Origin of the sequence: Mesorhizobium sp. NFR06 (genome assembly GCF_900115245.1) — a bacterium.
In the GTDB taxonomy this organism is placed as follows: Bacteria; Pseudomonadota; Alphaproteobacteria; order Rhizobiales; family Rhizobiaceae; genus Mesorhizobium.
On sequence record NZ_FOVT01000011.1, the window covers coordinates 38,912 to 62,378 of the forward strand.

Below are 23,467 nucleotides of genomic sequence, written 5' to 3' on the forward strand. Positions count from 1 at the left end.
CGGATCCGGCCGACCTTCACCACAAAGCACTTCCAAATGATCGAAATCGTCCTGCGCTTCGCCCGCCTCTGTGCGCCGCTTGTTCTGCTCGCCATGCTTCCAGCCCGAGCCCTGGCCGGCTCCTGCCCGGAGGATTGCAGCGATCCGGCGCCTGCGCCGGTCAACATCTACAGCCAGACCGCCGCCGGCCATCTGAGCCCCGCCACGGCCGGCGCGCTGCCGCGCGTCTACGTGCCCAACCGTTCCTCGAACAGCGTGTCGGTGATCGACACCGTCACCTTGAAGGAGGTCGACCGGTTTCCGGTCGGCAGCAAGCCGCAGCATGTGGTGCCGTCCTGGGACCTGAAGACGCTCTGGGTAGCCAACAACGGCACCGGCAAAAACGGCAGCCTGACGCCGATCGACCCGATGACGGCCAAGCCGGGCCAGCAGGTTGCGGTCGATGATCCCTACAATCTCTATTTCCTGCCGGACGGCAGCGCGGCCATCGTCGTCGACGAGGCGATGAAGCAGCTCGATTTCCGCGATCCGCACTCCATGGCGCTGAAATCGAGCCTGCCGACGCCGACCTGTTCCGGCATCAACCATGCCGATTTCGCGGCCGACGGCTCCTATGCGATCTTCACCTGCGAATACGGCGATGGCGGCCTCGCCAAGATCGACCTGAAGAACCAGAAAGTCCTCGGCCACATCGATTTCTCGAAAATGGGCATGCCGCAGGACATCCGACTCTCGCCCGACGGCAAGGTCTTCTACGTGGCCGACATGATGAATGACGGCGTGTTCCTGGTCGACGGCGACAGCTTCAGGGAAATCGGCTTCATCCCGACCGGCATCGGCACGCATGGCTTCGTTATCAGCCGCGACGGCAAGCGGCTCTACGTCTCGAACCGAGGCTCGCACAAGATGGAGCAGGGCAAGGCGAAGGGCCCGGGCAGCGTGACGGTGATCGACTTCGCCACGCGCCAGGTGGTCGCGCAATGGCCGATCCCCGGCGGCGGCAGCCCCGATATGGGCAATGTCAGCGCCGACGGCAGGCAGCTTTGGCTCTCCGGCCGCTTCGACAGCGAGGTCTATATGATCGACACGACCAGCGGCGCCGTGACCAAGATCCGCGTCGGCGCCGAGCCGCATGGCCTGACGGTGTGGCCGCAGCCCGGGCGGTATTCGCAGGGTCATACGGGCAACATGCGGTAAGGACGCTTTCGGACAGTCTGCCAACCGAGGCTGGTAGCGGGTGGCCTGCCATCCGAAGCTCGCAGAGCGAAGCGGTGGCCTGCCACCCGAAGCTCGCAGAGCGAAGCGGTGGCCTGCCACCCGAAGCTCGTAGAGCGAAGGGTGTTGTCCCTAGCCGGGGACCAAAAACTCAATCAATTCAATTGCCAGATAGAGGAGTGGGACAAACTGCTCGTTACAAATCGCCATGTTTTTCGGCGAGCTTGTCCCACGAAAATGCCGATACAGGTTCCCATTCAGAGAGCCGTTAGCGCTTGGCACGTCTTAGTCGCCGGCAATCGACCGGTACCCAACCCGCGGATGAGAGTCTGATCAACCGTCGTCTCTGAGTTCCACCCCCCCAGCCCTGTGCAGCTTCAGCCGATTCAACTGCATGGCAAACCTGCCAAGCAGGCGAGCCCTCTTGCCTTCAACCTTGACAGGGAACATGAGAGACTAGTCGTTCAGCTTTCCGCCACGGTGTCCCATCGTCATCTTGGATGCATACATCGTCGGTGAACGCTTGCCTGGAAGGTTCGCCTCGAGGACGATCTGCTCGATAAACCCCTGGTTCATTTCGAATTCCACGCATTGGTTGAGCTTGTCCACGATCCAGACCGCGTAGCCCTCTAGCCGCTTCTTGTCATATCCGGAGTCATCGTCGGGAATCCCTGGTTCCGGAGCTGCTGGAATCAGCATGATCTTGGGTTTTGGCAAATCATACGTGTGCCCTTCATATGCGTAACCGAATATCACCCCGGAGGTGAATTCCGTCTTGGACTCCGATGGCATGACGTCGATTGCGCCGATCATGACCATGTAGTTTGCTATTATCGAATTGACAAAAACGTATGAACTATTGGTTGCATTGATATCAAATATATTTTTCAGGAATGTCATTGTGTCATCGCTTGCAGGGGGATCAATTCCGATTCTAGCGCCAACAAGGGCAAATTGATTATTTATGATTGCAGTATTTATCTCTGCTATATCATTTGTTGTTTTCAATCGCGGCAAGCCCGGTATTCCATACAAGCGTACTTGCGTGGCATTGAATGCGCTGTGGGGATCGCGCGTAGTGTAGGTTGGCCTGTGATAATCGTCGCTCATTTTCCTCGCTCCTTTTTTGTTACGTCGTTCAGCTCACAAGATCTCCCGCCAGCTGAAATTCTCATCGAATTTTTCCGCGAGCATCGGCGCGACCCGATCGCTGACGTCCACCACCATCACCGCGGCCTTTTCGAACGACAGGTCATCCGCATCGAGGCGTGGCCACGCCTGAGCAAGTGCGAGGGCCACTTCGTCCCTTGCTCTGATCAGCATGCTCTTGAACATGAAGGGCCGAGCGCGAAAGGCGCGGGACGTGAAATCCGAGATGCGCTGCATGTCGGACTGGTCGACATCCTTGATATCGATCCCCAGCAGCCGCTCGTCGGCCAACCCCTCGTGCACCAATGCCGCGTGGTAGACGTCGACGATCGTGTCGAACACAGCTCCCGTGAACGGCCGTGACCTGTCATGGATTTCCGCCGTCACCTCCGACATGCGGCGTGCGTTGCTGGCGAGGCGGATCTGCCGATCGCCAGTCAGTTCGGCAATCCGGTTCAATTCATTGAGAACAAGCAGGTTGCCATCGCAGTGCCGCAGCAGCCGGTCCATGCCGCTGTCGAAATTCAGGAAGGACAAGAGCGAGACCAGATCCGAGCTGGCTTCGTGGAATGGTCCGAAATCGCCTTGAGTCAGGCCGCCGGCTGGTGTCCCGAACAGCGAAAACAAGATTGCGTGGCCGACCTCATGTGCGATCACATCGAAGTTGAGCGCATAGGGATAGTTGCGTCCGTCGATGCCGCGCTCTCGGCCGAGTTCCAGATAGCCATAGCCCGATTGCGCATTCTCCCAGTCGACGAAGGGGATGATTTCGAGCCGCTCGCACGTCTCGGCAAAATACCAGACAATCGGTTTGCCGAGGTAGCTTTCCCAGATATCCAGCACGCGGCTGACCGAGGCGAAAGCGTGCGCAGAAAGGAACTGCCGCGAGGTCAGGGAAAGCTGATCGAAATGGCCGTCAAAGCCAGCCTCTGCAGGCGGAAAGATTTCGCCGACAAACGGTGGCAGATAAGGGTAGTCGTAAGGCTCCTTGTCGAGGAGCGGATCGCGAACGTAGATGCGGTGATCTTCCGGGCCGGAGCGGATCAGATCGGGTGGAGTAGAAATCCATACTGTTTCGGGTGTTCCGTAGCCCGAAAGGTGAGGGACCTGCGGGTAGACCAAGAACCGCGTTCCCAGCAACGGATCTTGCGCAACGACACGATCGACCGCGTCCAATTGCTTGCCCCCCTCTGACGCTACCACGCTATCACGGCGCTTACGTTGCGTAAATCGTCGGCCGCCAAGAGGTCAGGGCCTATAGCGCCAGCCCCGCATCATCCACATCCTTGGAGAAGGCCGCGGTTAGCTGTAATTGCGGCATGGGGTGTGCTTTTTCAAATGCTTGCTCCCGCAAAAGTTCGAGTGCCCGCAGGGCATCTTGCTTTTTTTGCTGGACGAAAGCCGCGCCGAGCTCCCTGCACAATTTCTCGACGTCGTCCTTGCCGTCGTGCGCATCCCGGACCATCCGTGCCAGGGTGCGCTCGCGAAAGTTGACGGCCTGTGCCGCACCCTCGAGCCTCGCCTGCTGTTCGGGTGAAATCACGCCGCGCCGGCAAGCAGCGCGAAGGGTCCGGCGCAGGTCAATCAGCGCATGCGTCAATTGAGCGAAATTCACCTCGGCCGGTCCATGCAGTACCGCTACTGCGTCGTCGGGTGCAAAGGCGAAGCGGCGATACCATCGGTAGATAAGCCCGACGCCTTGCATATGGGGGAACAGCTCGGCTGCTCGAAGGGCACCCATGCTGGCCGCGCCGACGACATGAATGCCGCGGCTGAGGGCCCACAGGATTTCTTTGTGCCGAACCGCCGGCTCGGCCTGAAAACCGCCGTCTATGATAAGGATCGCACTCGGGTCGAAATGCTGCACGGCCGAAACGATCGAGCCTTGCACGGCCGGGGGGAGGCATATCGCATCGACGACCTTCAACGTGTCGGCATGGGACACGGTAGGGCCGGTGAAGACGAGTTTCGGGCGCATAGTCCTCTACCCCTGCAAGAGCGGCTGCAAGGCAGGGATGACAATCCTGACAACCGACAGGGCGTCGAGCGGTTTCGTTCCCACCCGGATTAGGTGAACCGCATCGAACCCTCTCTCTTCGAGAATTGCCAAGAGGACCGACAGCCCGTCCGACGCCATGTTGAACTTCTGCTCGGCGAGCGCGCGGAAATCCACGCTGCGCGGGCCATCGCGGAGGAGCCGGCGATGCGCTGCGATCATCTGCCGATCGGGGTATTTCGGATAGAACGCACGCGTCAGGTCATCGCGCGCGCCCGAGATCGCCGCCAGACGGGCCTGGGCCGCTTCGTAGATGGCGTGCGCCGCCGCGCCAGCGGGACTGAAACCGGCAGCCGAACCATCAGCCGGATGATCCAAAAGGACCGTTTCCGTCGGTTCGTCTTCCAGCAGATGGCACCATACCACCGGTATGCCCAACGGCGACAAAGCTTGCCAAAGGCCGACCAGCACGTTCTTGGCCGCCAAAGTTTTCAGGAGATCGCGGAGCGACGGATCATCGATCGTCTCGGGATCGATGCGTTGACGGTGGAAAAACCCGTGGGTCCGGTATGCCGTGGCGATCGCGTCGCGTTCGATGCATTCAAGCATGCCATGAACGATGGCATCCGGCTCCTCGAAGCCTGCGGCCAAACCGCTCGTCGATGCCGCGAAAATGCCGTCATGGGGCAGTGACGGCAACACATAGGCGGTGTGCACGAGCTCGAACGGGACCAGGTCGCGGCTGCCGGTAAGAAGATTGTCGGCGGCTACCCACGCCGTCTCCCTGCCGCGCCATCCGGGCGCGGTGCCCCCCTGGAGGTGCCTTTCGAAACGATCGGGCGGGATGCCCAATTGATCGGCGCAGGCGACGACTGGTTCGAAATTCGCCACCTGCTCTGCAAAGAAGCTCTCGGCCGATTCCAGCATGGCCGATATCGCGGCTTGCGCCAGGGTGGCGCCCTTGCCTTGCGCGACCGCGTTGGAGAGCGAGAAAGGTCTTGTCACCTGCACGACCGGGATGCCGAGCTGGTCGAGCCCGGTAATGTCGGCGATCCGCGTGATGCCCAGGCCTTCGCGCATCTTCATCAGCCTCGCCAGCGCCTCGTCGGGCGGCGGACCCAGGCGTTCATATCGCTCCACCATCGCGGATGCTCTTGCAGGGCCGGCTAGTGCCGAACGGCCGATTCGGGATTGACGATCAGCGCGGCGCCCGGCTCGAGAGCGGATTTCGCACGTTCGACCCGATCGCGATAGCGCGACGACAGTTCAGGTGACAGGCCTGATGATTGAAGGGTCTCGTATGTACTGACGAGGAAAGGCACTGCGCTTTGCTCCGCAGCTATGGCGATGCTCTTTTCGAGGGCAGCGATTACGTCCGCCTCCGCATCGCCCTGGAGAAGAAGTAGCTCCGCCCTTCGCCTGTAGAGCTCTGCCAGCCAGAAGCGGCTGCCGCCGGCCTCCGCCTGCGCCACAGCTGAGCCCAGCAGCGCGAGCGCCTCATCGACCTCGGCAGTTCGTGTCAAAAGCTCTGCCAGCATGCCGCAATAGACCGGTTCGTCCTCAGGCGTCTGGAACTCGCCATGGAGGCCAAGGCCTTGCCGCATTTTTTCCCTGCCGCTCTCGACCTGGCCGGCGTTGCCGTCGCACCAGCCTTCGAAGATCTGCGCTGCGGCGGCGAGGGCGGGCATATAATGGCGCTCCGTCAAGTGGCGCAGATCCGCTATCACGCTTCGCAGCATCGAAAAATCGCGGCGATAGCAATGCAGCATCGCCTCGTTTAGGTAGGCATGCGCGATGCTGCCGGCATGTCCGGTTTGCTGCGCCCAGTTCCTCGCTTCCGACATCGAATGGATCGCGCTTGCCGGCTTTCCGACGAACCACAGCGACAAGGCGCGGTGAGCGAGCCCGCAGACCCTCGCGTCATGCCCGCCGAACAGCGCAGCATTTGCTTTGCCCTGGCCGTGCTCATAGAGCGACAGTCCGGCGTCGACGGCCGCGATGCAGCGCTCGTGGCGGCCAAGATTGAAGTCGATTGCCCACACGCAATGCCTGGCCTGGAGTTGCACTTCGGCATCCTCGACATCCCTGAGATCGCTGAGCACGACTTCCGCGCGCTCGCCGTCCATGACGGTATCCGTGAACCACCAGCCCCAGTAGATCGGGAACCACTTGGCCCGCTCGGCCACCGGCCGTCGCCGGGCGATCACCACGCCGTCCTCGTACAATTTGCGGGCGGGTGCCGAGTTCGGACCTTCGACAGCGGTCAGGATGGGACCGAGCACGATCATTGCCGATAGCCGCAGCGCGTCTCGAGTGTCGACTGCCGCAACGCGCTCGCAGAGCGCCAATGCGTGCTCGAGTATCTGCCTCGCTTCCGCCATTGCCGAGCGGGACGAGCTTTCCGTGCCTGCGATCACGAACTGAGCGATCGCGTCCTCCACAAGGCCTGCGCGCTCGGCGTGCTCGGCGACTTCGGCGGTGCCCAGCCACCCGGCCAGGTTTCGGTTGCGGCTCACCGCGGCAAACAGGCGGCGATGCAAGGCCTGCCGTCTCTTGCGCAGCGTTGCGTTGTAGATCGTCTCCTGGATAAGCGCGTGGCGCACGCCATAGACCGGAACGCCGGAAGGCCGCACGCGGATCAGGAACCCGGCCTCGCTCAGCGAATCCAGCGCGTTTGCGATGATTTCGTCGTCGAGCTCCGGCAACAGCGCGCGCAGCAATTCCTGATTGAAACGATTGCCCGCGACGGCCGCGGCGCGCGCGACTTCGCGTGCCGGCCCCAGCGCTTCGAGCCTCGCCTCGATCACGCTTTCGAACACCGAGGCATGACTGCGCGTCCCGGTCTGCACCAGCCGATCCGTTGCCGAGGCCGCGTTCTCGGTCATCCACTGGCAGATTTCTTCGATGAACAGCGGGACGCCTCCGGTGACGCGTTCCACCACGTCGAGCAATTCCGGGGAAGTTGACGGCTTGCCTTGCGGCCGCATGGCCGCGATCGCCAGCCGCGTTTGCTCGCGGTTGAGCGGCTTTAGTGAGATATGCCTTGGATTCGATGCTGCCAGCCAGCTCCCCGATTCAGGGCGCGTGGTCGCGATGACAAGCGCCCGGAAGTGACGGGCCGACTGTGCAAGCTCAGCCAACAATTGTCTCGACGTCAGGTCAATCCAATGGATGTCCTCGACCACCAGGACGATCGGCCCGCTGGCGCACAGGGCTTCGAGCGAGCGGCGAACCGCCCAATTGGCTTTCGCGCGCATCGCCTCGGCGTCGATCTCCTGGAGCATCGGATCGGCGCCCGCAGCGCCGAGCAGGAACGAGAAGATGTCGATGATTTCGGGATCGCGGACGTCATGATCGCGGAATACTTCCGCCACGGCGGCAGCGCTCAGCTGTCTTTCGTTGCCGGCGAGATCGCCGCGTACGTTCTGTAGCAGCGGATGCAGCGCCGAGCGCAAGCCGCCGGGCGTGCACTGGAAGAGCAGCAGTTTCGCGCGCTGGTGACGCGTGCGCCGGCGCACTTCGTGAAGAATGCGCGACTTGCCGATCCCGGCCTCGCCCTCGATCACCACCACGCCGCCGTTTCCTGCAACGGCGCTGTCCCATGCTTCCGCGATCGTGGCGAGCTCGGCCTCGCGATCGACGAGCGGACTGCTCAGCCGCCCGAAGGCGAAGAAGCGGTCGACCTCGCGCTTGTGACTCAGCGCGCGCCAGACCAGCTGCGGCTCGGCAAACCCCTTGATCGCATGGGGGCCCCTGAAGCTGAACACATGCGACCGTCGCGCCAGGTTGCGCGTCTCGTCCGAGACCACCACCGTATCCGGTTGCGCGATGGCCTGGAGCCGCGTGGCCATCGCGAAGGCAGGGCCGGTGACATTGTCATGACCGGTGTCGGCGTCACCCTTGTGGATCAGGGTCATCGATGTCGCGATTCCGACCCGGACATGCAAATCGGCGCGGCCTTTGTCCGAACCGACGCGCCTGCAGGCGTCGACGATTTCGAGCCCGGCCCGGATCGCCAGCGATGCCGCGTCCTTGGCGTCTATTTCGGCAGGAAACAAAGCAACGCCGCCATCGCCGACCTCGACCTGGACGGCTCCCGAGCACGACGCGACCGCCTGTCTCGCCGCCCGCTGGAAGGCTGATATCAGTTCCTCGAACTCTTCGATGTCCAGGATGGCGAGAAGGTCGGTCGATCCGACCAGGTCGTAGCAGAGCGCGGTCAGGATCCGGCGCTCACGCCGGGCTTCGGACGCATTGTTGCCGTTGCCACCCAGAAAACCTGTTGACACCGACGCCGCCGGCAACGCGGCCGGACTCTTCTCCGACATGCTGCGATTTCCTCGCCGAGCGCAGTGACGGCAATATTAGCAAAGTGCGATGCTGTCCACAAAACACTTGATTGGTGGGCAGGGCAGGAAAAAGCCGATGCTGGAATCATTATGGAGATATGCTCATGGCGCAAACTCCCCGTGGCGTTGACACCAGCTGTGACCGCTTTTGGTGGCGGCCGGGATGACTTCGATGACCGAGATGAGGCGTAAAGCTGCCGGTGCGATTTCGCTTGAGCCTGTCATTGAGCAGGACGTCATGATGTAGGCTGCAAGGCAAGCGCGTCGGTGCCATCCGTGCGCAAATGCCGGCACAGTTCGATGGTCGCTCCCGAGCTATCGACGATTCCCCAGTCAAATCAGACGGCGCCATGGGGATTCATGCGCTCGAGCGTCCGGTCTTTCAGAACAAATTGATGCCAAAGCGCGATCAGGGCGTGCAGCCCGGCGAGCCAAAGGATTAACGTCCGACCAGTTTCGTGCAAATCGGCAATCTCTCCTGGCGCACTTTGTACTGACGCCGTCAGGGCAAGTGAACTAACGGTGACGGCTTCCCCCACTCCGACGTCAAGAAGGTCAGGTCACCGTTAATTCACTTGGTAACAAAATGCGGGACTGGCGCGACCAAGCCTGGACCACCAAGCAGCAAACGATGCACTACACGAGGAAGGCGCAACGTCGCCGGATGGCTGAACATGCCGCCCATCTCCTGGTGATCCCGGAACAAAATCAGGACGAAATTGTCCCACCGAAAAAGGCGCGGACCAAGAGTGGGACGAAAATCAGAAAAAGCCCTGACAACTCAACACCAGCAAAAAGGTGGTGGTGCCCCTAGCCGGGATCGAACCAGCACTCCTTGCGGAACTCGATTTTGAGTCGAGCGCGTCTACCAATTCCGCCATAGGGGCTCAGGCCGGACAGCCTGGATGGGCGCGGACTATACGGTCGGACGGCCTTTCGTCAACTGGCCTGTTGCGGATTTGCCGGCGCCACCCCGGCCGGCACCGTCTCGCGGTTTCGCAAAGGCCACTGCCATTGTGCGGCGCGAAAAATCTTTCTAGAGAAGCGAAACTTTACCGCGCCCGGGTTAAAACGCCGGCTGCGGCGCTTTGGGTCCTTGTTTCGTCCATGCCGGTGCCCGAAAACCGCTGTGCCGTTTGGGGCGACATGCATTAGGGCAGTTCCAGGAAAAGTGCGCAGCGGTTTTCCGTCCGGAATTGCGTCAACCGCATCAGGAGAGCCGATGCTTCGCGGACTGTACGACTGGACCCTGTCGCTGGCGGCCCGCAAATCCGCCGAATGGTGGCTGGCCTTTATCGCTTTCGTCGAAAGCTCGGTCTTCCTGGTGCCGGCCGATGTGCTCTTTCTGCCGATGGCGCTGTCGAAACCCGGGCGCGCCTACCGCTATGCGCTGATCGCCACCGTCGCTTCGGTCCTGGGCGGCATCTTCGGCTGGTTCATCGGCCACTACGCCTACGAGGCCGTGGCAAAGCCGGTGCTCGAATTCTACGGCAAATATGACGAGTTCGAGCAGCTGCGCACCTCGTCCGGCATCGGCTTCATCATCCTGATGCTGGTCACCTCAGGCGCGGCCCATCTGCCGCCGATCAAGGTGGTGACGATCCTGTCCGGCGTCATCGGCGTCAATCTCTTGCTCTTCATCGGGCTTGCGATCGTGGCGCGCGGCGCCCGCTTCCTGCTGCTTGCCTGGCTGCTGCGCCGCTATGGCGAATCGATCAAGGAGTTCATCGAAAAGCGCTTGGGGACGATTGTCGGCGCCGGCGCCGCTGCCCTGATTTTGCTCTATATCCTCGTCAGATACGCCCACGGATAGCGACGCAACAACGGACCCCATCGATGACAGCGACCATGACTGCCGACACCGGACGCCAGCGCACCCGCGCGGCGCTCTTTCTCGCCGTCGCCATGGCCGCGACGGTCGGCTCGGCGCTGGCCTTCCAATATATCGGCGGCTACATCCCCTGCCATCTCTGCCTGGAGCAGCGCACCCCCTACTATATCGGCGCGCCGCTGATGCTGCTGGCGGCGATCACCTCGATGCTGCGCGCGCCGGCCTGGGTGACGCGCGGGCTGCTGGCGATCGGCGGTTTGCTGATGCTTTACGGCCTCTATCTCGGCGTCTACCACTCCGGCGTCGAATGGGGCTGGTGGCAGGGCCCGGCCGACTGCACGGCCGGCGCCGGCCCTGTCGACACCGGCGGCAAGGGCGTGCTCGACGCGCTCGACAAGTTCGTGCCGCCCTCCTGCGATAAGGCGGCGCTGCGCATCCTCGGCCTGTCGCTCGCCGGCTGGAACACCGTCGCCAGCCTCATCCTGGCGGCGGTCGCCTTCCGCAGCGCGCTCGCGCGCGATTGAGCCAATTCCCATGGGGTGGCACGACGCAGAGTTCGTCCAGAAATTCGCCAGCCCGGATTGGCTGGTGCAGCTTTCGAGAACCGGAGCGGAGCGTACTTAAGTACGTGAGCACGGGGAGCGCAGAAAGCTGCGGCAGACGGCCGGGCTCGCGGATTTGTGCCGAACTCTACGGCTCCAGCTCGACATCCCAGTACAGATAATCCATCCAGCTTTCATGCAGATGGTTGGGCGGAAACAGGCGGCCGTTGTTGTGCAGGTCGTGCACTGTCGGCTGATAGGGCCTCTGCAGCGGCCACATCTTGGCCTGCGCCGGCATCATGCCGCCCTTTCGAAGATTGCAGGGCGAGCATGCGGCGACGACATTCTCCCAGGTCGTCGCCCCGCCGCGATGGCGCGGGATGACATGGTCGAAGGTCAAATCCTCCGGCGTGCCGCAATACTGGCACTGGAAGCGGTCGCGCAGGAAGACGTTGAAGCGCGTGAAGGCGGGATGCCTTGACGGCTTCACATAGGCCTTGAGGCTGACCACGCTCGGCAGCTTCATCGAGAAGGTCGGCGATGAGACGGCGTGCTCGTATTCGGCGACGATGTTGACCCGGTCGAGGAAGACAGCCTTGATGGCGTCCTGCCACGACCAGAGCGACAGGGGGTAGTAGCTGAGCGGGCGATAGTCCGCATTCAGCACCAGCGCGGGAAGCCCATCCGGAGATACGGCAACCGTCACGTCCTATGCCTCCTTGCTTCTAGAACCGATCGGCGCGGATACTGTAAGCCCGACATGACAGGGATGTGAAGCGGATTGTCGCGCGACGAAGTTCCAAAAAACGCATGATTTTCAGGCTTTTTTGACACTTTCGACGGTGGGCGCCGCGTCCCTGCCCTTCAGTTCCCGGTAGTAGGCCCAGAAAAGCCGCGACGCGACACCTCGCCAGGGGCTCCATGATTCGGCCAGCCGGATCAGCATTTTTTCCGGCGGACGCGGGTCGATGCCGAGCGCATGACCAACCGCCGTTTGCAGCGCCACGTCGCGCGCGGGGAACACGTCGGCATGGCCGGCGGCAAACAACAGGTAGCACTCCGCCGTCCATGGGCCGATGCCGGGCACGGCCGTCATCGCGGCGATCGCCTCGCCGGCGTCGAGCGTGCACAGGTGACCGAGATCGAGCCCGCCGGCGACGGCTTGCGCGACGGCGAGCAATCCACGCTGTTTCGGCCGCGACAGCCCCGCCTCGCGAAATATGCCCTCGCCGGCGGCAAGGATCGCTTCCGGCGTCAGCGGATCGACCAGCTTGAGCAGCCGCCCGAAGATGGCGTCGGCGCTGGCGCGCGACACTTGCTGTGACACGATGATCGAGGCAAGGCTTTGAAACCCTGGCTCCGATAGTCGGAGCGGCACCTCGCCGACCCTGCCGCGCACTCTCTCCAGCCGCGGATCGATCCGGCAGAGCGCGTCGAGCCCTGTCGCAATGTCGTCGAGCGAGGCGATGCGTTGCACGTTGCTTGTTCCCAGGGCGCCCGCGAAGTGGCAATTGATGGCTAGTTACCAACGCGCAAAAGCGCCTGACAACCCGAATGCCGCCTCGGAGATGACGCTCCTGACATTCCGCTTCGCGCCGAGCCCCAACGGCGAATTGCACCTGGGTCATGCCTATTCGGCCCTGCTCAACCAGCGCATGGGGGCGCGGGCCGGCGGCCGGCTGCTGCTGCGCATCGAGGATATCGATACCGCCCGCTGCACGCCGGAATTCGAAGCCGGCATCTTCCGCGACCTGGAATGGCTGGGGCTGGACTGGGAACGGCCGGTACGCCGCCAGTCCGAGCATTTTGCCGAATACCGGGCGGTGCTTGACCGGCTGATCGCCGACGAACTCGTCTATCCGGCCTTCATGAGCCGGGGCGAGATCCGCGCCTTCATCGCTGAGACCGGCGGCCGCGACTGGCCGCGCGATCCCGACGGCGTGCCGCTCTACCCGCCGCTCGACAAGGCCCTGCCGGCCAAGGAGCGCAAGCGGCGCATCGCCGAGAACATGCCCTTCGCCTGGCGGCTCGATGTCGCGGCAGCGATGGCGGGCGCCACAGGCGCCCTGTCATTTGCCGAATTCACCGACGAGATGATGTCCGCGACGCGAACCGTCGAAGCAATGCCGCGGGCCTGGGGCGATGTCATCGTGGCGCGCCGCGATATCCCGACCAGCTACCATCTCGCCGTCGTCGTCGACGACGCCTTGCAGGGCGTCAGCCATGTCGTGCGCGGCCACGACCTCTATCCGGCGACGGGCGTGCAGCGCCTGCTGCAGGAATTGCTCGGCCTGCCGGCGCCACGCTATTTTCACCACCGCCTGATCCTTGGCCCGGACGGCAGGAAACTGTCCAAGAGCTTCAAGGACACCGGCCTCGCCGCCCTTCGGGATGCCGGCGTATCGCCGCAGGACGTCAAGCGGCTGGTTGGGCTTTGATCATAGACGTGCCAGCCCGGCCTTGATCAGTGCCAGCACGCTGATGAAGGCGAAGGCGCCGCCCAGCCCCCACGCGACTGCCAGCTTGAGATCGCTCAGGCTGATGCCATGCTTGTTGGCAACCACCACCGCGACAACAAAGCCGATGATGAAAAGCAGCGTGTTGCCGGTCGGGCCGAAACCGCCTTCCCTCAAGATCGCGTCGAGCGCCGTGCCGAAGAAAAAACCAAATGCGGCAATGATCGCGAAGGCGAACAAAAGCCAGCTCGTGTCGAGATGCGAAAACATGCCTCACCATGGCGCTGCAAAGCGCCATGCCCCTGTTGGCACGGTTTGTTGAATTCAATTTAGCTTATGGATCAACCGTTTCGTTTTGCTTGCCGGATTGAACGGCATTAGAGCAATTGCCGTCATCAACCGTTCATCCCGGCAGCCTCCCCCCATGCAGAGCATCAAGCGGTTCATTCCCGCCTCCTTCGTCGTTTTGTGGGCGACCGGCTTCATCGGCGCGCGCTACGCCATGCCCTGGGCGGAGCCCTTCACCTTCCTTGCCATTCGCTTCGTGCTGGCGGCGATCCTGTTTGCCGGCCTGACCGTCCTGCTTGGCTCACACCGGGCGACACGCGAGGAGGCGCTGCACGCCACGGTGGCTGGCGTCCTCATGCACGGCATCTATCTCGGCGCCGTCTTCTGGGCGATCCACAGGGGCATGCCGGCAGGGCTCTCGGCGCTGATCGTCGGCCTGCAGCCGCTGATCACCGCCGTGCTCGCCGGGAAATTCCTCGGCGAGGCGATCCTGCCGCGCCATTGGGTCGGCCTTGCCGTCGGCCTTGTTGGCGTCGTCATCGTGCTGTGGCCAAAGCTCGGCGCGATGGGCGGCGGCGTCACATCGACGACGCTCGCTGCCTCGCTGATCTCGGTGCTCGGCATGAGCGCCGGCACCATCTGGCAGAAGCGCTACGCCTCCGGCGGCGATTTGGTGTCGGCGACGATGTGGCAGTATGTCGGCGGGTCCGCCGTGATGATCCTGGGCTCCCTCGCCTTCGAGACGCGCACCATCACCGTCAATGGCGAACTGATCTTCGCCACGGCCTGGCTGGTCCTGGTGCTGTCGGTCGGCGCCATCTTCCTATTGATGGTGATGATCAGGGACGGCGAGATGTCCAAGGTCGCCTCGCTGTTCTACCTCGTGCCGGCCGTTACCGCTGTCATCGCCTGGGCGCTTTTCGACGAGCGGCTCAACCTGTTGCAGATCGCCGGCATGGCAATCGCCACGCTTGGCGTCGCCCTGGCGACCGCGCGGCAGCCAGGAAAGAGGAATTGGAGAATTGAAGAACTGGAGAATTGAAGAAGCGCGGAGCCAAGTGTTGGCGCCTTTTCCCCAATTCTTCAGTTCTTCAATTCCTCATTTCCTCTGTTCCTCCGTCCGACCGGTATCGATTCAGCCGACGCGCGCGCGCGCCTCCAGATAGCGGCTGATCGCAGCGTTGAGTTCGCCGCCGAGGATGAAGATCGCCGAGATGATGTAGAGGAAGACGACCGCGATCATGATCGAGGCGAGCCCGGCATAGGTCGTCACATAGGACGAGAAATGGTCGAGATAGGTGGCGAAGATCGTCGACCCTAGCAGCCAGGCGACGAGCGTGAAGACGATGCCAGGTATGATCGAGACGAAGCGGCGCTGGCCGGCCGGCAGCCAGATATGCACCGAAAACAGCCCGATGACGATGACCGTGGAGGCAACCACGTAACGCCAGATGGTGATCGTGCCCATATAGGGCTTGATCCATTCCAGATGCGCTTCCGCCAGCCGCGCCAGCAGCGGCGCGAACACCAAAAGCACGCTGACGGCGAGGAAGCAGGCCGTGGCGATCAGGACGAAGATGATGCTCTGGACCCTGCGGTGGATGATGCCGCGCGTCTCGGTGACGCGATAGGCGCGGTTGAGTGAGGTGCGCAACGCCTCGATGCCGTTCGACGCGAAATAGGCCGCAAGCAACACGCCATAGGTCAGGAGGTCGGTGCGCCGCACGGTGAGCACGTTCTGCACCTCACGCGCGATCGGCTTGGCGATCTGCTCCGGCCAGGTGTCGAAGACCAGATGCACGGCCGTGTCGGCGAAGGCGCGCGCGCCGAGGAAACTGGCAAGCGTCGTGGCGAAGATCAGGAATGGAAACAGCGCCATCAGCGAGGTAATCGCCAGATGGCTGGCCATCGCCCAGCCGTCATCGGTGTTGAAATGGCCAATGGCATCGTAGAGCACGCGCCTGACGGCAACGATATTCCGTAGCAAGGGCCCGTGCTCCGCTCGATTGTGTCGACGCCGCGAATATGGGAAGTGATTGCAGCAAATGGCAACCCCAGGTCACACGACGATTCCCGCCGCCGAAGAGTTGCGCACAATCATCGTCACCGGCGCATCCTCCGGCATCGGTGCCTATTGCGCCCGGGCCTTGAAGGTGGAAGGCTGGCGGGTGTTCGCAACCGCTCGCAAACCGGCCGATATCGCCACCCTCGAATCCGACGGCATCGAAGCCTTCTATCTCGACTATCGTGAGCCCGAATCCATCGCCGCGCTTGTCGAAGCAGTGCTGGAACGCAGCGGTGGCCGGCTTGATGCGCTGTTCAACAACGGCGCCTATGCGCAGCCCGGCGCGGTCGAGGACCTGCCCGTCGCGGCGCTGCGCGAGCAGTTCGAGGCCAACTTCTTCGGCTGGCATGATCTCACCCGGCGCGTCGTGCCGGTCATGCGACGCCAGGGGCACGGTCGCCTTGTCCACTGCTCCTCGATCCTCGGGCTCGCGCCTGTCCGCTTTCGCGGGGCCTATTCGGCGTCCAAACACGCCATCGAGGGCCTGATGCTCTGCATGCGCCAGGAGCTCGAAGGCAGCGGCATCCACCTCTCGCTTATCGAGCCGGGGCCGGTGACGTCGAAGATCGCCAGCAACGGCCTGCCCTGGTTTTTGAAGAATATCGACGTCGAGAATTCCGTGCACCGCGGCGACTATCAGGCGCAACTCGCCCGGCTTCAGGCGGGCGGCAGCGTGTCGAAGCTGAAGCCCGGGCCCGAGATCGTGCACAACGCGCTGCGCCACGCGCTTCTGTCACAGCGCCCGCGCCCGCACTATGTGGTAACGGTGCCGGCTAAGATCGGCGTGGTGCTGAAACGCATCTTGCCGGCGTCCCTGCTCTACCGCGTGCTCGCCAGGCGCGCCTGACCCAACCGGAACCGGAGCCAGCCAGATGGTCATCGTCCTCAAGATCCTCGCCGTCGTCGCGATGGCCGCCGTGGCGGTCGTGCTGGTTCGCGGCCTGATCAACATGATGCGCGGCGGCTCCGGCTTCACCTCGAACAAGCTGATGCAGACGCGCATCGTCCTGCAGGCCGTGGCCTTGGCGCTACTGTTGCTGGTGGTCTACTTCACGCGCAAATAGCACGGGCTTGGCAATTCCAGGAAAAGTGTGAGACGGTTTTCCGTCCGGAATTGCGTCAAAAATCGCTCAAGGGGGACGGCGTGGTCAAGCTCAACAAGATCTATACCCGCACCGGCGACGACGGCACCACTGGTCTCGGGACCGGCGAGCGGCGGCTGAAATCCGACCTGCGCGTCGACGCTTACGGCACCGTCGACGAGGCCAATGCCTGCATCGGCATGGCCCGCATCCACATAGCCGCCGGGCATCCGGCGATCGACGCGATGCTTTCGCGCATCCAGAACGACCTGTTCGATCTGGGAGCCGATCTCGCCGTGCCGGACGACGGCAAGCCGCTGGACTACGAGCCGCTGCGCATCGTCGCCGCCCAGACCGACCGCGTCGAGCGGGACATCGACCTCCTCAACAAGGAGCTGCAGCCGCTGAAATCCTTCGTGCTCAACGGCGGCACGCCGGCGGCCGCGGCACTCCATCTGGCTCGCACCGTGGCGCGCCGCGCCGAGCGCATCATGGTGGCGCTGGCTCAGGATTCGGCTGAACACGTCAACGGCGAGGCGCTCAAATACATCAACCGCGTCTCGGATTTCCTGTTCGTCGCCGCCCGCGCGGTCAATGACAATGGAAAGGCCGACGTGCTATGGGTTCCTGGCAAGAACCGCTGAATTCGCAGGTGGGAGGGTCAGATGTTCATCCCGCTTTACGACACCAACAGGCTGCGTCACATCCGCCTGCAATATGTGACGATCGGCCTGATCGTGGTGAATGCGCTGGCCTATCTGGCGACCACGCTTGGCGGTGAGAACTTCACCAATGCCGCCGTTCTCGGTCTCGGCTTCATTCCGTCGGTGGTACACGACAAGGTCGAGCTGTCACCCGAATTCATCGTCATCCCGGAGAGCCTCAGCTACCTTACCTACTCGTTCCTGCACGCCGATATCTTCCATCTCGGTGGCAACATGCTGTTCCTGTGGGTGTTCGGCGACAATGTCGAGGACGCGCTCGGCCATATCCGCTATCTGATCTTCTACCTGGCTTGCGCCGTCGCCGGCGCGTTTTTCCAGGGCTTGGTGGCCTGGGATTCGCAGGTGCCGTTGATCGGCGCCTCAGGCGCCATTGCCGGCGTCGTCGCCGCCTATCTGATCCTCTACCCTCGCGTGAAGGTCTGGGTGTTGGCCTTTGCCCGCATTCCGCTGCGCATCCCGGCCTTCATCCCGCTGATCCTGTGGATCCTGTTCCAGGTTGTGATGTTTGCCGCCGGCGGCGAGGACCGGATCTCCTGGGCCTGTCATATCGGCGGCATCATCGCCGGGTCGATCTTGGTGCTGGTGCTGCGCAGCCGCGGCGTGCCGCTGCTGGCCGGCGCCGACGGCGAGCCGGACCCGACGCCGAACGTCCAGCCGCCCCCCGTTCCCGTCGAACCGGTCGCGAGCGACGGCGCCCCGGCGCAGCCGGCGTCGCAATGGGGCCGAGGAGCGGCAGCGCCCCGCGACTGAACCGATTTGGGTGCCTCGTGGGATATTGACGCGCCGGTTTGCCGCCACTACGGAAACGGCACCGTTGGGCGGATATTCCGCCCGGAATGTCGGCTTTCGACAACTCTGGCAGGGCGCTCGCTGCTATAGCGCCCCGACTATCTCAGGAGAGGTGACAGGAAAATGAAGATCCTTGTGCCCGTGAAGCGGGTTGTGGACGCCAACGTCAAGGTTCGGGTGAAAGCCGACGGACTGGGCGTCGAGCTTGCCAACGTCAAGATGGCAATGAACCCGTTCGACGAGATCGCGGTCGAGGAAGCGATCCGCATCAAGGAAGCCGGCAAGGCGGAAGAAATCATCGTCGTCTCGGTCGGTCCGCAGCAGGCGCAGGAGACGCTGCGCACAGCGCTCGCCATGGGCGCCGACCGGGCCATCCTGGTCAAGACCGACGAACAGACCGAGCCGCTGGGCGTCGCCAAGGTGCTGAAGGGCGTGGTCGAGGCCGAGAAGCCCGGCCTCGTCATCCTCGGCAAGCAGGCGATCGACGACGATTCCAACCAGACCGGCCAGATGCTGGCGGCACTGCTGGGCTGGGCGCAGGGCACTTTCGCCTCCAAGATCGTGCTCGACGGCGACAAGGCCAAGGTGACGCGCGAGGTCGACGGCGGCCTGCAGACGGTTGAGCTGAAAATGCCGGCGATCGTGACCGCCGACCTTCGCCTCAACCAGCCGCGCTATGCCTCGCTGCCCAACATCATGAAAGCCAAGAAGAAGCCGCTCGACGAGAAGAGCCCCGCCGACTATGGCGCCGACGTCAAGCCGCGCCTCAAGGTGATCAAGACCGAGGAGCCGGGCGGCCGCAAGGCGGGCGTCAAGGTGAAGTCGGTGGCCGAACTGGTCGATAAGCTCAAGAACGAAGCCGGCGTGCTCTAAGCGGTCAGGAAAGGAACAGGAAAATGGCTATTCTCCTCATCGCCGAACACGACAACGCAACCCTTTCCGACCAGACCGCCAAGGCGCTGTCCGCGGCCCTCCAGATCGGCTCGGATGTCGATGTTCTGGTGGCTGGCAAGGGCGCCAAGGGCGCGGCCGATGCCGCCGCCAAGCTGAAAGGTGTTCGTAAGGTGCTGCTCGCCGAAGCCGACGAGCTTGCCGAGCGTCTCGCCGAGCCGCTGGCGGCGCTAGTCGTTTCGCTCGCCGGCTCTTACGACGCGATCGTGGCGCCTGCCACCTCGTCGGGTAAGAATGTGGCGCCGCGCGTGGCCGCATTGCTCGATGTCGCCCAAGTGTCGGAGATCATCGAGGTGATCTCGCCCGACACCTTCAAGCGGCCGATCTATGCCGGCAACGCCATCCAGACCGTGCAGTCGACCGACGCCAAGAAGGTGATCACGGTGCGCACCGCCTCGTTTCAAGCTGCGCCGGAAGGTGGCGCTGCCTCGGTCGAAACGGCGAATGCCGCCGCCAATCCCGGCCTCTCGTCCTTCGTCGAGAACAGGCTGTCCGAGAACGATCGCCCGGAGCTGACCTCGGCCAAGATCATCATCTCGGGTGGCCGTGCGCTCGGTTCCTCGGAGAAGTTCCAGGAGGTCATCCTGCCGGTAGCCGACAAGCTCGGCGCCGCCGTCGGCGCCTCGCGCGCCGCGGTCGACGCAGGCTATGCCCCCAACGATTGGCAGGTCGGCCAGACCGGCAAGGTGGTCGCGCCCGACCTCTACATCGCCGTCGGCATTTCCGGCGCCATCCAGCATCTGGCCGGCATGAAGGATTCGAAGGTCATCGTGGCCATCAACAAGGACGAGGAAGCGCCAATCTTCCAGGTTGCCGACTACGGCCTTGTCGGCGATCTCTTCGTCATCCTGCCCGAGTTGCAAAAGGCGCTTTGACGCTTCCGGCTCTTGCATATTAAAATCCGAAGGGTGGGGTAGACGAAGTCGCCCCGCCCTTTTAGTTTGCACTGCACAAAAATCGGGCCATCAAGGCCTGACAAGCTATTCCGGCCGTTTCGCATCCGGATGGCGGAAAATAAACGAATAGGAGCATTTTTCCCGCTTCAAGAAAGCGGAAATGCTCCAGACGGGATCGGGGTAATGAGCAAGATCGAGACGATCGGCATTGTCGGCGCGGGTCAGATGGGAGGCGGTATCGCCCATGTCTCGGCGCTTGGTGGCTACAAGGTCCTGATCCATGACATATCGCCGGATCGGATCGAGAAGGGCATCGCCACCATCAGTGGCAACATGGCCCGCCAGGTGGGCTCCGGCAAGCTGGAGGAGAAGGCGCGCAACGAAGCGATGGCGCGCATCTCCGCTGCCCCTGCCATGTCCGATCTTGCCGCCGCCGACCTGGTGATCGAAGCGGCCACCGAGGACGAGACGGTCAAGCGCAAGATCTACGCGCAGCTCTGCCCGCAGCTCAATCCGGAAGCGATCCTGGCTACCAACACCTCGTCGATTTCGATCACCCGGCTCGCCGCCCAGACCGACCGACCCGAGCGCTTCATCGGCATACATTTCATGAACCCGGTGCCGGTGATGAAACTGGTCGAGCTGGTGCGCGGCATCGCCACCGAGGACCAGACCTTCGAGACGGCCAAGACCTATGTGAAGCACCTCGACAAGACGATCACCGTCTCCGAGGATTTCCCGGCCTTCATCGTCAACCGCATCCTTTTGCCGATGATAAACGAGGCGATCTACACGCTCTACGAAGGCGTGGGTACGGTCGATGCCATCGACACCGCCATGCGGCTCGGCGCCAACCATCCGATGGGGCCGCTGCAGCTTGCCGACTTCATCGGCCTCGACACCTGCCTGTCGATCATGCAGGTGCTGCATGAGGGCCTGTCGGACTCGAAATACCGCCCCTGCCCGCTGCTGGTGAAATATGTCGAGGCCGGCTGGCTCGGTCGCAAGACCGGCCGCGGCTTCTACGACTATCGCGGCGACCATCCGGTACCGACGCGCTGAGCCTAGACTAATGCAAATGCTTAAGAGCCGGATTCAGATTTCAGATCGAGTCGACCTGAAATCATCCGGCTCTAGGCTTAAGGCTTCTATCCCTGCTGACGCTCAGGACGCTGCCGCAAGCGCGGTTGTGTAGTCCCCCAAGTCCTCGTCCGGCGCGGCGGAAACGCAGCCGCGGCCTGCTGCCTTGGCAGCGTAGCAGGCGGCGTCGGCGCGGGCGATGATCTCGTCCACTTCGCCACGGCCGGCTCTGATCGGCGCAAGACCGATGCTGGCGCCGATCGAATGTGGGCGCCCGTCCCAGCTGAAATTGAGATTGCGGATGGCATCGATGATCGAGCGCGCCGCGATCGGTCCGCGCTCGGCGCCCGACTTGAGGATGACGGCGAACTCGTCGCCGCCGAGCCGCGCGACGATGTCTTCCGGACCGAGCACATTGCGCAGGGCGTCGGCGACGCGCTTGAGCAGCGCATCGCCCGCGGCATGGCCGCCGGTGTCGTTGACCGCCTTGAAGTGGTCGAGGTCGACGAACATGAACTGATGCTCGCCGCCATTGAGGCGGCATTGGTCGACCAGGTCCTCCATGGTGCGGATGAAGCTCGAGCGGTTGGCGAGCCCGGTCAGCGCATCGTGGGCGGCGGCGTAGGCCAGTTGCCGCTGCAGTGCGCGCGCGTCGGTGAAATCCTGGAAGACGATGACCAGGCCGCAGAACTCGTCGCGGTCGTTCATGATCGGCGACACCACCTGGCGGATGCTGCAGCGGGTATCGTCGCGCCGCACGAGCACGGCGCGTGTGTTCCGGTCGCAGTGCGGCCGCTCGCTCGCCGGGGGGCGCGTCAGGCCGATTCGCTGCCCGCTTTCCTCATCGACCGCCCAATAGACATGGCCCAGCATCTTTCCCATCGCCTCGCCGACCTCGACGCCGGTGAGCTTCTCCGCGACCGGGTTCATGAAGGTAACCCGGTTGGCGGCATCGGTGCAGATCACCGCGTCGCCGATCGACTGCAGCGTCACCCTGAGACGCTCCTTCTCGTCGGCAAGCATTGCCGCCGAAACCATCAGCCGCGCCTCGGCCTGCTTGCGCTCGGTGATATCGGTCAGGCTTCCGATCGCCCGGATCAGCCGGCCCTGCGCATCGCGCTCGATCGCCTTGCCGCGATCAAGGATCCAGACCCAGTGACCGTCCTTGTGCCGCATCCGGAACTCGGCCTCGAAAAACGGGGTCTCGCCCGCAAGATGCGCGCGATCCGCCTCTGCCACGCGCCCCTGATCGTCGGGATGGATCATGGTCAGCCAGCGGTCGGGGCTGCCGTTGAGTTCGCCATCGGCGTAGCCCAGCATCTTCACCCAGGTTTCCGAATAGGTGGTGCCGCCCTTTCGCATATCGAGGCTCCAGACGCCCTGTCCGGCGCTGGTGAGCGCGAAGTTCCACCGTGTTTCCGCTTCTGCAATGCGCGCCTCGGCCTGCTTGCGAGCATCGATGTCCTCGATCTGCGACACGAGATAAAGCGGCTTGCCGGTTTCCTCGTCGCGGATGACCGAGCCGGCGAGTTGCGCCCAGACCGGTGACCCGTCTTTCCTGAGGTAGCGCTTTTCGAAATGGTAGGAGCTGATCCTGCCTTCCTTCACGTTCTGCATCGTCTCGCGGCCGATCTGCAGGTCGTCTGGATGTGTGATCTGCGGGAAGGTCAGCGCCTCGATCTCCGCGCGGCTGTAACCCAGCATGGCGGCGAAGGCAGGGTTGGCCTGCTGGATGCGGCCGTCGAGGCCGACGATGGCAACACCGATCGCGGAGTCTTCCATGGCGCGGCGAAAGCGCTGCTCGCTCTCGGCGATCTGCCGGCGGTCATCGACGATACGGTGAATGAACAGCGCCGACAAAAACAGCGTCGCCGCCGTGATGGCGACGGAAATCTGCAGACAGAGCTTCAGCGCCTCGGCACCAAAGTCAAGGCGCGGCAACAGGATCGACACAGCGGTGGCAACCAGGCCGATCGCCAGCAGGCCCTGCGCGGCGTGCCTGTCGGCACGAGGCCCTTTCCAGTTCAACCACGTCACGATGCGACCCCACCCA

22 protein-coding genes and 1 tRNA gene are annotated in these 23,467 nt (G+C 63.2%); 12 read left to right on the forward strand and 11 right to left on the reverse strand.

Features of this window, described 5'->3' with window-relative positions; all coding sequences use genetic code 11:
• The first annotated feature begins 36 nt into the window (after positions 1-36).
• The gene (locus tag F3H96_RS19385) at positions 37-1,197 is read left to right on the forward strand and encodes a YncE family protein (protein ID WP_149803335.1); all 1,161 of its coding nucleotides are present in this window, start codon (positions 37-39) and stop codon (positions 1,195-1,197) included.
• Positions 1,198-1,671: 474 nt separating this feature from the next.
• Here the strand turns inward: F3H96_RS19385 and F3H96_RS19390 are convergent, their stop codons facing one another.
• From F3H96_RS19390 to F3H96_RS19415, 6 genes are all read right to left on the reverse strand, one after another.
• Positions 1,672-2,325, reverse strand: a complete 654-nt coding sequence (locus tag F3H96_RS19390; RefSeq protein ID WP_149803336.1) for a hypothetical protein — start codon at positions 2,323-2,325, stop codon at positions 1,672-1,674.
• 33 nt (positions 2,326-2,358) lie between these two features.
• Positions 2,359-3,540 carry a hypothetical protein gene (locus tag F3H96_RS19395; RefSeq protein ID WP_149803337.1) on the reverse strand — a complete coding sequence of 394 codons (1,182 nt, stop codon included), beginning with the start codon at positions 3,538-3,540 and terminating at the stop codon, positions 2,359-2,361.
• A 79-nt stretch (positions 3,541-3,619) separates the two neighbouring features.
• On the reverse strand, positions 3,620-4,342 hold the full coding sequence (locus tag F3H96_RS19400) for a TfuA-like protein (RefSeq protein WP_149803338.1): 723 nt from the start codon (positions 4,340-4,342) through the stop codon (positions 3,620-3,622).
• Between the two features lie 6 nt (positions 4,343-4,348).
• Entirely contained in the window at positions 4,349-5,503 is a 1,155-nt protein-coding gene (locus F3H96_RS19405) for a YcaO-like family protein (RefSeq protein WP_149803339.1), read from the reverse strand.
• A 23-nt stretch (positions 5,504-5,526) separates the two neighbouring features.
• Entirely contained in the window at positions 5,527-8,688 is a 3,162-nt protein-coding gene (locus F3H96_RS19410; RefSeq protein ID WP_149803340.1) for an AAA family ATPase, read from the reverse strand.
• 823 nt (positions 8,689-9,511) lie between these two features.
• Positions 9,512-9,596, reverse strand: a tRNA-Leu gene (locus F3H96_RS19415).
• A gap of 335 nt (positions 9,597-9,931) precedes the next feature.
• Here F3H96_RS19415 and F3H96_RS19420 point away from each other — a divergent pair.
• Positions 9,932-10,522 carry a YqaA family protein gene (locus tag F3H96_RS19420; RefSeq protein WP_149803341.1) on the forward strand — a complete coding sequence of 197 codons (591 nt, stop codon included), beginning with the start codon at positions 9,932-9,934 and terminating at the stop codon, positions 10,520-10,522.
• Positions 10,523-10,545: 23 nt separating this feature from the next.
• Complete coding sequence (locus F3H96_RS19425; protein ID WP_149803342.1) at positions 10,546-11,064, forward strand: disulfide bond formation protein B; 519 nt, start codon at positions 10,546-10,548, stop codon at positions 11,062-11,064.
• Positions 11,065-11,230: 166 nt separating this feature from the next.
• Here F3H96_RS19425 and F3H96_RS19430 read toward each other — a convergent pair whose 3' ends face one another.
• Complete coding sequence (locus tag F3H96_RS19430; RefSeq protein ID WP_149803343.1) at positions 11,231-11,788, reverse strand: HNH endonuclease; 558 nt, start codon at positions 11,786-11,788, stop codon at positions 11,231-11,233.
• Positions 11,789-11,899: 111 nt separating this feature from the next.
• Positions 11,900-12,559, reverse strand: coding sequence for a DNA-3-methyladenine glycosylase (locus F3H96_RS19435; RefSeq protein WP_149803344.1), 660 nt, complete (start codon positions 12,557-12,559; stop codon positions 11,900-11,902).
• A gap of 91 nt (positions 12,560-12,650) precedes the next feature.
• On the opposite strand from F3H96_RS19435, the gene gluQRS reads away from it, so the two are divergent.
• Positions 12,651-13,520 carry a tRNA glutamyl-Q(34) synthetase GluQRS gene (gluQRS, locus tag F3H96_RS19440; RefSeq protein ID WP_149803484.1) on the forward strand — a complete coding sequence of 290 codons (870 nt, stop codon included), beginning with the start codon at positions 12,651-12,653 and terminating at the stop codon, positions 13,518-13,520.
• Here gluQRS and F3H96_RS19445 read toward each other — a convergent pair whose 3' ends face one another.
• Entirely contained in the window at positions 13,521-13,778 is a 258-nt protein-coding gene (locus tag F3H96_RS19445) for a hypothetical protein (protein WP_244620064.1), read from the reverse strand.
• A 184-nt stretch (positions 13,779-13,962) separates the two neighbouring features.
• Between F3H96_RS19445 and F3H96_RS19450 the strand changes: the two genes are divergently transcribed.
• The gene (locus F3H96_RS19450; protein WP_149803346.1) at positions 13,963-14,868 is read left to right on the forward strand and encodes a DMT family transporter; all 906 of its coding nucleotides are present in this window, start codon (positions 13,963-13,965) and stop codon (positions 14,866-14,868) included.
• Between the two features lie 93 nt (positions 14,869-14,961).
• On the opposite strand, the gene F3H96_RS19455 is transcribed toward F3H96_RS19450, so the two are convergent.
• A complete protein-coding gene (locus tag F3H96_RS19455) occupies positions 14,962-15,813 on the reverse strand; it encodes a YihY/virulence factor BrkB family protein (RefSeq protein ID WP_149803347.1) in 852 nt (283 codons plus the stop codon).
• A gap of 58 nt (positions 15,814-15,871) precedes the next feature.
• Here F3H96_RS19455 and F3H96_RS19460 point away from each other — a divergent pair, with 58 nt between their 5' ends.
• The 7 genes from F3H96_RS19460 (at position 15,872) to F3H96_RS19490 (ending at position 21,396) form a co-directional block, all read left to right on the forward strand.
• On the forward strand, positions 15,872-16,738 hold the full coding sequence (locus tag F3H96_RS19460) for an SDR family oxidoreductase (RefSeq protein WP_149803348.1): 867 nt from the start codon (positions 15,872-15,874) through the stop codon (positions 16,736-16,738).
• Between the two features lie 25 nt (positions 16,739-16,763).
• Complete coding sequence (locus F3H96_RS19465; RefSeq protein ID WP_149803349.1) at positions 16,764-16,955, forward strand: twin transmembrane helix small protein; 192 nt, start codon at positions 16,764-16,766, stop codon at positions 16,953-16,955.
• An 80-nt stretch (positions 16,956-17,035) separates the two neighbouring features.
• Positions 17,036-17,617 (forward strand): cob(I)yrinic acid a,c-diamide adenosyltransferase, encoded by a 582-nt coding sequence (locus F3H96_RS19470; protein ID WP_149803350.1) that lies wholly within the window; start codon positions 17,036-17,038, stop codon positions 17,615-17,617.
• Between the two features lie 21 nt (positions 17,618-17,638).
• Positions 17,639-18,448 carry a rhomboid family intramembrane serine protease gene (locus tag F3H96_RS19475; protein WP_149803351.1) on the forward strand — a complete coding sequence of 270 codons (810 nt, stop codon included), beginning with the start codon at positions 17,639-17,641 and terminating at the stop codon, positions 18,446-18,448.
• A 162-nt stretch (positions 18,449-18,610) separates the two neighbouring features.
• Entirely contained in the window at positions 18,611-19,360 is a 750-nt protein-coding gene (locus F3H96_RS19480) for an electron transfer flavoprotein subunit beta/FixA family protein (RefSeq protein WP_149803352.1), read from the forward strand.
• A gap of 23 nt (positions 19,361-19,383) precedes the next feature.
• The gene (locus F3H96_RS19485) at positions 19,384-20,313 is read left to right on the forward strand and encodes an electron transfer flavoprotein subunit alpha/FixB family protein (protein WP_149803353.1); all 930 of its coding nucleotides are present in this window, start codon (positions 19,384-19,386) and stop codon (positions 20,311-20,313) included.
• A gap of 204 nt (positions 20,314-20,517) precedes the next feature.
• Positions 20,518-21,396 carry a 3-hydroxybutyryl-CoA dehydrogenase gene (locus tag F3H96_RS19490; RefSeq protein ID WP_149803354.1) on the forward strand — a complete coding sequence of 293 codons (879 nt, stop codon included), beginning with the start codon at positions 20,518-20,520 and terminating at the stop codon, positions 21,394-21,396.
• Positions 21,397-21,498: 102 nt separating this feature from the next.
• On the opposite strand, the gene F3H96_RS19495 is transcribed toward F3H96_RS19490, so the two are convergent.
• Positions 21,499-23,451 carry a PAS domain S-box protein gene (locus F3H96_RS19495; RefSeq protein ID WP_244620065.1) on the reverse strand — a complete coding sequence of 651 codons (1,953 nt, stop codon included), beginning with the start codon at positions 23,449-23,451 and terminating at the stop codon, positions 21,499-21,501.
• Between the last annotated feature and the right edge of the window lie 16 nt (positions 23,452-23,467).

Excerpts from the sequence above, each read along its gene's own strand:
- F3H96_RS19400 (WP_149803338.1), bottom strand. The coding sequence starts at position 4,342 with ATGCGCCCGAAACTCGTCTTCACCGGCCCTACCGTGTCCCATGCCGAC.
- F3H96_RS19410 (WP_149803340.1), bottom strand. The coding sequence starts at position 8,688 with ATGTCGGAGAAGAGTCCGGCCGCGTTGCCGGCGGCGTCGGTGTCAACA.
- F3H96_RS19425 (WP_149803342.1), top strand. The coding sequence starts at position 10,546 with ATGACAGCGACCATGACTGCCGACACCGGACGCCAGCGCACCCGCGCG.
- F3H96_RS19490 (WP_149803354.1), top strand. The coding sequence starts at position 20,518 with ATGAGCAAGATCGAGACGATCGGCATTGTCGGCGCGGGTCAGATGGGA.
- F3H96_RS19460 (WP_149803348.1), top strand. The coding sequence starts at position 15,872 with ATGGCAACCCCAGGTCACACGACGATTCCCGCCGCCGAAGAGTTGCGC.
- F3H96_RS19465 (WP_149803349.1), top strand. The coding sequence starts at position 16,764 with ATGGTCATCGTCCTCAAGATCCTCGCCGTCGTCGCGATGGCCGCCGTG.
- F3H96_RS19485 (WP_149803353.1), top strand. The coding sequence starts at position 19,384 with ATGGCTATTCTCCTCATCGCCGAACACGACAACGCAACCCTTTCCGAC.
- F3H96_RS19450 (WP_149803346.1), top strand. The coding sequence starts at position 13,963 with ATGCAGAGCATCAAGCGGTTCATTCCCGCCTCCTTCGTCGTTTTGTGG.
- F3H96_RS19475 (WP_149803351.1), top strand. The coding sequence starts at position 17,639 with ATGTTCATCCCGCTTTACGACACCAACAGGCTGCGTCACATCCGCCTG.
- F3H96_RS19390 (WP_149803336.1), bottom strand. The coding sequence starts at position 2,325 with ATGAGCGACGATTATCACAGGCCAACCTACACTACGCGCGATCCCCAC.
- F3H96_RS19385 (WP_149803335.1), top strand. The coding sequence starts at position 37 with ATGATCGAAATCGTCCTGCGCTTCGCCCGCCTCTGTGCGCCGCTTGTT.
- gluQRS (WP_149803484.1), top strand. The coding sequence starts at position 12,651 with ATGACGCTCCTGACATTCCGCTTCGCGCCGAGCCCCAACGGCGAATTG.
- F3H96_RS19405 (WP_149803339.1), bottom strand. The coding sequence starts at position 5,503 with ATGGTGGAGCGATATGAACGCCTGGGTCCGCCGCCCGACGAGGCGCTG.
- F3H96_RS19420 (WP_149803341.1), top strand. The coding sequence starts at position 9,932 with ATGCTTCGCGGACTGTACGACTGGACCCTGTCGCTGGCGGCCCGCAAA.
- F3H96_RS19480 (WP_149803352.1), top strand. The coding sequence starts at position 18,611 with ATGAAGATCCTTGTGCCCGTGAAGCGGGTTGTGGACGCCAACGTCAAG.